The sequence below is a fragment of the Cyanobium sp. N5-Cardenillas genome (genome assembly GCF_024345515.1).
Lineage (GTDB): Bacteria > Cyanobacteriota > Cyanobacteriia > PCC-6307 > Cyanobiaceae > Cyanobium.
Genome location: NZ_JAGQBG010000137.1, coordinates 1 through 8,522, shown reverse-complemented (window position 1 = coordinate 8,522; position 8,522 = coordinate 1). Strand labels below are relative to the sequence as shown.

Genomic DNA, 8,522 nt, shown 5'->3' with positions numbered 1-8,522 from the left:
CCAGGAAAGCAGCCCAGGCCTTGGAAATGGTGGGCGGCTCGTAGGCGATGGCGGCGGCCAAGGGGGGCGCTCCGTACTGCGCGGAACCTAGGGGCGTTCCGGGATGCCAGCAACCGGTCAGGGGCGCCAGCATGGAGCCAAGGGCACGCGTCGCCATGGAGGTTGATGTCCCCATCCGAGCCACCGGGCCACGACGCGCTCGAGAGACCACCCCAGGGGCCAACCCCCACGCCGGCGGACTGGCTGCTGCTCTGCCGCACGGTGCGCTTCGGTGACACCGACGCCGCTGGAGTGATGCACTTCCACCAGCTGCTGCGCTGGTGCCATGTGGCCTACGAAGAAAGTCTGGAGCGGTTCGGGGTGGCTTCCGGGGAGATCTTCCCCGGTCCAAACCGGAAGCCGGCCGTGGCGCTGCCGATCGTGCATGCGAGCGCCGACTTCTTCAGGCCCCTCGACTGCGGGGATCCCCTGGCCATCGCGCTGCAACCCCTGCAGCGCGATGGCGGCAGCTTCGAGATCCGCTACCGCTTCCTGCACGACGGCCAGGAGGCGGCCATCGGCCTCACCCGGCACGTGGCCATCGACGCAGCGAGCCGGCAGCGGACGGATCTTCCCGGCAGTCTCGTGCACTGGCTGGAGGCCAGCCGGGCTGACGGCTAGCGGCGGTTCAGCAGGGCCCAGGCCAGGGCGGCCAGCTGCAGGGGCAGCAGCGCCGCCATCAGGGCCAGGGGGTGCAGGCCATCGTGCGGTGTGGCCCCCAGGGCCATGAAACTGACCAGCCCACCCCCCACCAGCAGGGCAAGGCCCAGCCGTGGCGGCCGCCTGCCGGCCGGGTGGGGGGCAGCCATCAGAACCACTCCCGGGTGGCGTCGATGTACTGGGCCTGGAATTCCTCCGTCGACTTGGTGAGGTAGATGACACCTTCGATCACCCCGATGATCCCCATCACCGAGGCGCCGAAGCCGCAGGTGAGCACCGTGACCAGCAGCATGATCAGCCCGGGTTTGCTGTAGCCCAGAACGAATTTGTGGATGCCCAGCGATCCCAGGAAGATGGCCAGCAGCCCTGCCGCCAGCTTCTTGTTGCTGGTCTCGACCTGTTGACTGTCGGTCATCGGTGCAGGTGCCGTTCAGAAGGCTTCTAGCGAGTCCAGCCACCGCTGCCAACGTCCCCTCTCCCATTTGCCAGCGGCGGTGGGCGCCAGCGACGGGCAGAGATGCCAATGTCGCGGCCGCTCGGCGGGAGGCCAGGCGGCCGTGAGGGCCTGCAGAACTCCCAGAAGCTCGGCCCCATCGCCCACCCGCCGGGGCCGCACCAGGGCCACCAGGTGCTCGCCCCATTCCGGATCGGGCCGGGCCAGCAGCAGCAGCGCCTCCAGGCCCGCTCCGGTGAGGGACGCCTGCTCCTGCAGCCGTTCCTCCAGCCGCTCCGGGAAGACCGTCTCACCGCCGCTGAGCAAGGCCCCATCCAGGCGGCCCAGCACCTCCAGCCCCTCGCTGCCGAGCCGCCCGGCATCGCCGCTGCGCCACCAGCCGCCCGGCTGCAGCGGCAGGGGCCGCAGCTGGCCCGCCACCAGCCGGCCTGGGCTGAGGCGGCCGCAACGCACCTCCACGGCGCCGGTGGCGCCATCCAGGCGCAGGGCCACGTCGTCCAGGGGCTCGCCACAGCCCGCAGCTCCTTCCAGGAACCGCTGCGGCGGCAGGGCACACACCATGGCGGCGGTTTCGGTGGCGCCGTAGCAGGGGGCCAGGGGCAGGCGGGCGCGGCGGGCGGCGGCCGCCAGCGGAGCCGGCAGCCCCGCCCCCCCCACCCAGAGCACCGCGCAGCCGGCCAGCCAGGCCATGCCCTCAGGACTGGCCATCAACCGGGCCAGCTGGGTGGGCACCAGCGAGAGCAGCACCGGGCGATCCCTCGGCAGGGGGCAGGCCTCGGGCAGGAGCTCCGGCCGGCGCAGCAGCGACGGGGCCAGCGGGCGCCACTCGCCCCCCCAGAGGCGGGCGCGCACCAGGGGCAACAGGCCGCTGACGTGGTGCAGGGGCAGGGGGTCGAGGTGCAGGCAGGCGGCCGGCTCCAGGCCCAGGGCCACCAACCAGCTGGCCGTGGCCTCGGCGGAAGCCTGCAGGTGGGCCAGAGGTTGCAGGCACCAGTGGCGCCCGCCGGCGCTGCCACCGCTACCCACCACCACCGCGGCCCCGAACCGGGCCAGCTCCGCCAGCTCCCCTGGGGCCCCGCCGAGGGCCTGGGCCAGCTCCCCCTGCTGCCCGGGCCCGGCCAGGGCCACCAGGCGCTGTTGGCCCCAGGCCTGCTCCAGCTGGGACACCGCCGCCTCCGGGTCGGCCGGGGCGGGCTCGATCAGCAGGGGTGCCCAGGGGGGATCGGCCACGCGGGGTTTCGGCGGAGCGCCACGGGCAGGCAGCGCCTTGGGGGCACGGTAGGGCTGGCGAGGGGCGGGGGGGCCCGCCCCGTCTCAGGCCGCCGCCGCCCAGACCCGTTGCGGGTCGCGGTCGAACAGGGGACCGGTGGGCGTCCAGTCCGGAGCCAGACCGGGGGCCACCGGCGTCGGGCCCCGCCATTGCAGCGCCGCCAGGTGGGCCGTCCAGCGGGCGCCGATGCCGGTCTCGAAGCCGCTGCTGAGCATCAGCCGGGGAGCCCCCCGGAGCAACTGGGCCAGCAGGGGCCGGGGATCGCCGTCCTGGGACGGGCGCCGCACCTGCCAGCCCCCCCAGTGATGGCGCAGCTCCGGCCGCTGCCGCAGGGATTCATCCAGGGCCACCGGAATCCCCAGGGCCAACTGTTCGAGGCCCTCCTGGTCGCCGGCGGCCAGGGGCTGCTCCAGCCACTCCAGCCGCGGTTCCCGCCCCAGCCGCCCGGCCCAGGCGGCAGCGGTGGCCCGGTCCCAGCCGCCGTTGGCGTCCAGCCGCAGGCGCCCATCGGCCGGCAGGCCCTCCAGCAGCCGCTCCAGCCACCGCCGCTCCAGCCCATCGGGCGCCGCCGCCACCTTCCACTTGACGGTGAGCGGCGCCGGGGCGTCCCCCTGGAGCAGGACATCGAGGGTCGCGAGCATGGCCTCACCGGCGGGAAGCAGCCAGGCCGGAGGCGGAGCGGCGAGCCACCCGCCAGCCGCCACCATCCCGTCGCTCTCCGCCAGGGCGGCCCCCAGGGCGAAGGCCAGGGCGGGCGGCAGCGCCGGCAGCCGCCGTTCCAGGTCGCTCCGCTCCACGGCGGGGCCCAGGGCCGCCAGGGCCGCCGCCACAGCCGGCCTCTCGCCGGGATCCAGCGGCGCCGCCTCGCCCCAGCCGAGGCCGCCGGCCGGGCCCTGCAGCCGCAGCAGCCAGCCCTGCCGGGCCTCGATCCGGCCGCTGGAGGTCTGCAGCGGCCGGGGCAGGCGGAAGCTGAAGGGCCTGGTCTCCAGAGCCAGCCAGCCCTCGGGCCTCCCTTCGGCCGCAAGGGTGCTCACCGGTTCGCCAGCGCCGCCAGCCAGGGGCCAAGGGCCAGGCCAGCGGCCAGCCCCAGGCCGTTGAACGCCGGGAAGCGCAGGGCCAGGAACTTGCTGCCGACGATGCGCTCCGGCCGGTGGTGGTCGTCGCCCAGGAGCCGGATCAGGGCCCGGGCCGGGGGCAGGCCGATCACCCCCAGCAGGGCCGTGGGCGGCCACCAGCCCAGCAGCACGGGCGCCCATTGCAGGGCCAGGGCGGTGGCCACGAACCAGGGCACCAGGGCGGCGGCCCGCTGGCTGCCGAGGCGCACCACCGGCGAGCGCTTGCCGTGGGCGGCATCCTCGTCCACCTGGTGGAAATGGGAGCAGAACAGCACCAGGGTGGTGGCCAGCGCCGGCCCGCTGCCCAGCACCAGCGCCGGTCCCCAGGGCACCCCGCCGGCGCCCTCCCCGGCAGGGGCCAGGGCCAGCAGGGCGGCGGCCGTGGCGCAGGGCCCGAAGGCCAGCCAGCAGAGGGGTTCCCCCAGGCCCCGGTAGCCGAGGCGGAACGGAGGCCCCTGGTAGAGGTAACCCAGGCCGCAGCACAGCAGCACCAGCAGCAGCACCAGGGCGCTGCTGCGCAGGGCCACCAGGGCCATCAGGGCCAGCCCGAGCACCAGGCAGCCGTTGGCCAGAGCGAGCACCCGATCCCGCCGGCCGGTGAGGTTGACCACCGAATGGGGCTTGCCGTGGGTGTCCACGCCGGTGTCGGCATCGAAGACGTCGTTGGCCAGGTTCTCCCAGGCCAGCAGCAGCACCGCCGCCAGCAGGAACAGCAGCAGCTGGTCGGGCCGCAGGGCCAGCCCCTGGCCGAGCCGCCAGCCGGCCGCCAGCAGCACGGGCATCACCGCCACGGCGTACATGGGCCACTTCACGGCGGCGCGCCAGAGGCGGCCGCGGGAAGAGGCGTCAGAGGCGGCGACGCCCCCCGGGGCGTAACGGCTTGCGACGACCTGTGGCTCAGACATGGGGGCCGCGGGCGTTGGGCAGGGAAAGGCCCATACATTTGAGCAGCCTTCCGCCCCGGTCCCTCGGCCCCTTGGTGCAGGCCCCTGCCAGCTTCCCCGCGCTGCTCTCGGCAGCCACCGCCGCCAGCCGGCGACTGGAGGAGGAGGGAGTGCTCAGCCTGGCCCTGCCGATGGCCGCCCTCGACCCCCTCGTGGCCCTGCCCCACCTGGGCGGCAAGGGCGACTTCCGCTTCCTCTGGGACGGCGCCCCCGGGCTCAGCATCGCCGCCGCCGGCCTGTGCAATGGCCTGGAGCTGAGCGGTCCGCGCCGCTTCGAGCTGGCCCAGCGTTTCAGCAGCCTGAGCCTGAACCGCCTGGCCCGGGAACCGGGTCCCTGTCCCGCCCTGGCCCGGCCCCGGGTGCTGCTGGCCTTCGCCTTCTTCGAGAGCCCCCTGCACCCCGGCACCGGCGCCGCGGGGGTGCAGGCGGTGCTGCCCAGCTGGCAGCTGAGCCGCCAGGGCCGCCACTGCTGGCTGCGGCTGCAGCGTGTCCTCGGTGGCGGCATCACGGCCCGCAGCGTGGCCGAGGAGCTCTGGGAGACCCGCCAGCGGCTTGAGGCCCTGGTCGGTTCCGGGCACCCCGGCATCGGCCAGACCCCACCGGTGGGCATCGCCCATGGCTCCCACTGGCAGGCGGGCTACCGCTCCGCCCTCGACCGGGCCCTGGAGCTGGTGGAACGGGGCGAACTGCAGAAGCTGGTGCTGGCGGTGCGCCAGCAGCTGGTGCTGGACGGGCCGCTGGATCCCCTCAGCCTGCTGTCCCACCTGCGCCGCAGCCAGCCCGGCAGCTGCCGCTTCCTCTGGCAGCGATCGGAGCGGGAAGCCCTGGTGGGGGCCTCACCGGAGCGGCTGCTCACCCTGCGGCAGGGGCAGCTGCGCAGTGATGCCCTGGCGGGCACCGCCCCCCTGGGGGAGCCGGCCGACGACCTGCTGCAGTCGCGCAAGGACCGCCACGAGCATGAGCTGGTGGTGGAAACGATCACCGCCGTGCTGCAGAAGGCGGGCCTCAATCCACGCCGGCCACGGCGGCCGCGCCTGGCCCGCCACGGCTCCCTGGTGCACCTGCACACCCCGATCACAGCCGCGCTGCGGGGCCAGGCCCCGCTCACCCTGGCCGAAGTCCTGCACCCCACCCCCGCGGTGGCGGGCCTGCCCCGGCGCGAGGCGATGGCCTGGCTGCGCAGCCTGGAGCCGTTCGAGCGGGGGCACTACGCCGCGCCGATCGGCTGGATCGACACCGAAGGCGACACCGATCTGCGGGTGGCCATCCGCAGCGGCACCCTGCGGGGCCAGCAGCTGGAGCTGACCGCCGGGGCGGGGCTGGTGCGCGGCTCCCACCCCGAGCGGGAGCTGCAGGAGGTGGCGCTCAAGCTGGGGGTGCTGCAGCAGCAGCTCAACCTGCCGCTGGCCGCCGCCTTCAGCCAGCCAGCAGGCGCTCGATGACCTGATCGGCCAGCGGGACGCGCCCCAGCCGCTCCACCTCCCGCACCCCGGTGGGGCTGGTGACGTTGATCTCGCTGAGCCGGCCGTCGATGACGTCGATGCCGACGAAGAACAGACCCTCGGCCCGCAGCACGGGCGCCAGCTCGGCGCAGATGCCCCGCTCGGCGTCGGTCAGGTCGGCGGCGACGGGGGCCCCACCGAGGGCCAGGTTGCTGCGGAACTCCCCCGCTTTGGGCAGCCGGTTCACGGCCCCCATGGGCTCCCCATCCACCAGCAGGATCCGCTTGTCACCGGCGCTGACCCCCGGCAGAAAGGCCTGGACCATCACGGGCAACGTTTCCTGCAGGGTGACCAGCTCCAGCAACGACCGCAGGCCCGCCGCCGCCGCCGTGACCCGCACCACCCCCTGGCCGGCCCGCCCCGCCAGCGGCTTGAGCACCACCTCCTCGTGGCCGGAAGCGAACGCGGCCAACTGCTCCACCCGGGCACTCACCATCGAAGGCGCCATCAGATGGCTGAAGCGCAAAGCGCCCAGCTTCTCGTTCCAGGCCCGCAGGGCCGCCGGCCGGTTCAGAACGCGCACCCCGAACGCTTCGGCCATCTCCAGCAGCTGGGTGGCGTAGAGGTAGGCCTCATCGACGGGCGGATCCTTGCGCATCCAGATCCAGCGGAAGTGATCCAGGGGCAGCTCGCGGGGCTCACCGGCCTCGACCCAGGGGTCCGGCACGGCCCAGCCCTCCGGCGTGGCGGCCATCTCCGCCAGGTGCAGCGGCTGGGCCCAGGCCCGGGGGCGATGGGCGCCATCGGCGGACGCGGCGGTGGACAGATCCGCCTGGGTGCAGGCCCATACCGCCAGACCGGCCCGCTGGGCCGCCTGCATCAGGGCCACACTGGAATCCTTGGCCGGCCGCAGGCGCGTGATCGGATCGACCACGAACAGCTGGGCCTCCCGATGGCCGGTCACGCGACCAGACGCAGCAGGGCGGCCAGCTCTCCGCCAGCGTTCAGTTTCTGAAGCTCGGCGTAGCCACCGATGGCGATGCCATCGATGAAGATCTGGGGAACGCTGGTGCGACCTCCCGAGCGCTTCATCATCACTTCCTTGTTGATTTCATCGTCGTCAATGATGAATTCGTTGTAGGTGACGCTGAGCCTGTCCAGCAGCCCCTTGGCCCGGATGCAATCGGAGGAGAAGCGGTAGGTGTAGATCTCGACCTTGGCGGGCGGCTTCACCTCCACGGCGTCCTGCCCGGATTGCTCTGGGGGGACTCCTGGGATCTCCATCCGGTCTCTCACGGGGCGATGTCGCGCAGCTTAAGGGGACCGTCGATGCCCCACCAGATCCATTCGTGGCACAAGGTCCGCTGGCCGTTCCCATGCCGATCCGCCCAGGCCCGGCATCCTGGGGCCTGATACCCCGGCGGTGCATGGTCCGCCGGCTTGATGCCCCCCCGTTCTCCTTCGCCCCATCAGATCCGCAACGCCCTGCAGGTGGGGTTCGCCGGGTTCCTCGCGGCCGGCATCCACGCCGCGGCCGGACCGGACGTCAACGCGATCGACGGCTTCTATGTGGTCTACGGCGCCGCCCGGAGCCTGCTGCCTACGCCGGAGGCGTCGCGGGCGGCGGCGTGGGCGCGGATCGTGGGCACCATGTTCGGGGGCGCCGTGGTGGTGCTGCTCACCCAGGCCCTGCACAACTGGCTCGCCATCGGCGTCGGTTACGTCCTGATCCAGTTGATGGGCCGGCGGCTGGGGCTGAGTCCCGCCACGCTGCTGAACGCGGTGATCATGACCGTGCTGATCCTGGCGGTGCCCGCCCACGAGCGGATGGGGGGCTGGTACGTCGTGGACAGGACCGGCTGGCACCTGATTGGGCTGGTGCTGGGCATGGCGGTCGAACGCCTGTTTTGGTTCCGCTCACCGTTGCAGCGCCTGGAGGAGAGTGAGCGCGGTCTGCTGGGCCGGATCGAAGCCCAGATGGCAGGGCCGTCCCACGACGGGGCGGAGGAACTGATCAGCGCCTACGGCGCCCACTGCGCGGTGCGCAGCACCGTGCTGCGCAGCCCCCAGGGCCAGCGCCTGGCGAGTGAAGGCCTGCAGCAGCGGCACGAGGCGCTCGAGCAGGCGCTGCGCTACGCGGTCGCCATGGCCCGGGCGCCGGCCGTGCTGCGCTCCATCGACGCCGACGCCTGCCGCGAGGCCCTGCTCCGGCTGCGGACCCTGGCGGCAGCCCCATGACAGGTCAGGGACGATCGGCCGTGATCGTGCGCAACGGGACGGTGCTGGCCCTGGTGGTGGCCGCCTGCAACCATCTGGCGCTTCCTGAGGGGCTGTTCCTGGCCCTGGGGGTGCTGATCATTCTCGAGACCGACCTCGGCGGCGGTGTGCTGGCCGGGCGGGAGCGGATCATCGGCACCCTGCTGGGACTGCTCGCCGTGGTCATCAGCGCGGGAATCCTGGGCGGCCTGTCCAGCGCCCTCGGGGTTTTCCTGGGACTGACCCTGGTGCGGCTGTTCGGGTTCGCCGCCGCCCTGACCAGCGGCTTCGTGGTGGGGGGGCACATGGTGGCGGGCAGCCTGATGAACCACGGCGACGCCT

At 73.5% G+C, this 8,522-nt stretch carries 10 protein-coding genes and 1 pseudogene; 4 read left to right on the top strand and 7 right to left on the bottom strand.

Annotation, left to right across the window (positions count from 1 at the left end; translation table 11 throughout):
- The first annotated feature begins 165 nt into the window (after positions 1-165).
- A complete protein-coding gene (locus tag KBZ04_RS11285) occupies positions 166-660 on the top strand; it encodes an acyl-CoA thioesterase (RefSeq protein ID WP_254992024.1) in 495 nt (164 codons plus the stop codon).
- Here the strand turns inward: KBZ04_RS11285 and KBZ04_RS11280 are convergent.
- From KBZ04_RS11280 to menA, 5 genes are all read right to left on the bottom strand, one after another.
- On the bottom strand, positions 657-848 hold the full coding sequence (locus KBZ04_RS11280) for a hypothetical protein (RefSeq protein ID WP_254992023.1): 192 nt from the start codon (positions 846-848) through the stop codon (positions 657-659). The genes KBZ04_RS11285 and KBZ04_RS11280 overlap by 4 nt on opposite strands.
- On the bottom strand, positions 848-1,114 hold the full coding sequence (locus tag KBZ04_RS11275; protein ID WP_216907804.1) for a TM2 domain-containing protein: 267 nt from the start codon (positions 1,112-1,114) through the stop codon (positions 848-850). Before KBZ04_RS11275 ends, KBZ04_RS11280 begins: the two co-directional genes overlap by 1 nt.
- A 15-nt stretch (positions 1,115-1,129) precedes the next feature.
- Complete coding sequence (locus tag KBZ04_RS11270; RefSeq protein WP_254992022.1) at positions 1,130-2,383, bottom strand: AMP-binding protein; 1,254 nt, start codon at positions 2,381-2,383, stop codon at positions 1,130-1,132.
- A gap of 84 nt (positions 2,384-2,467) precedes the next feature.
- Positions 2,468-3,457, bottom strand: a complete 990-nt coding sequence (locus KBZ04_RS11265) for an o-succinylbenzoate synthase (protein WP_254992021.1) — start codon at positions 3,455-3,457, stop codon at positions 2,468-2,470.
- Positions 3,454-4,443: a 2-carboxy-1,4-naphthoquinone phytyltransferase gene (menA, locus tag KBZ04_RS11260; RefSeq protein ID WP_254992020.1), complete on the bottom strand. Its 990-nt coding sequence runs from the start codon at positions 4,441-4,443 to the stop codon at positions 3,454-3,456. Before menA ends, KBZ04_RS11265 begins: the two co-directional genes overlap by 4 nt.
- A gap of 71 nt (positions 4,444-4,514) precedes the next feature.
- Here menA and KBZ04_RS11255 point away from each other — a divergent pair, with 71 nt between their 5' ends.
- The gene (locus tag KBZ04_RS11255) at positions 4,515-5,924 is read left to right on the top strand and encodes an isochorismate synthase MenF (protein WP_254992019.1); all 1,410 of its coding nucleotides are present in this window, start codon (positions 4,515-4,517) and stop codon (positions 5,922-5,924) included.
- On the opposite strand, the gene gshB is transcribed toward KBZ04_RS11255, so the two are convergent.
- Complete coding sequence (gene gshB / locus KBZ04_RS11250; protein WP_254992018.1) at positions 5,899-6,888, bottom strand: glutathione synthase; 990 nt, start codon at positions 6,886-6,888, stop codon at positions 5,899-5,901. The genes KBZ04_RS11255 and gshB overlap by 26 nt on opposite strands.
- Positions 6,885-7,163, bottom strand: coding sequence for a glutaredoxin domain-containing protein (locus KBZ04_RS11245; RefSeq protein ID WP_315860110.1), 279 nt, complete (start codon positions 7,161-7,163; stop codon positions 6,885-6,887). Before KBZ04_RS11245 ends, gshB begins: the two co-directional genes overlap by 4 nt.
- Before the next feature lie 204 nt (positions 7,164-7,367).
- On the opposite strand from KBZ04_RS11245, the gene KBZ04_RS11240 reads away from it, so the two are divergent.
- Together KBZ04_RS11240 and KBZ04_RS11235 are read left to right on the top strand one after the other, a co-directional pair.
- Entirely contained in the window at positions 7,368-8,162 is a 795-nt protein-coding gene (locus KBZ04_RS11240) for an FUSC family protein (protein ID WP_254992016.1), read from the top strand.
- Positions 8,159-8,522 (top strand): annotated as a pseudogene (locus KBZ04_RS11235) (FUSC family protein); the annotation flags it as partial. The gene KBZ04_RS11240 and the pseudogene KBZ04_RS11235, both read left to right, overlap by 4 nt.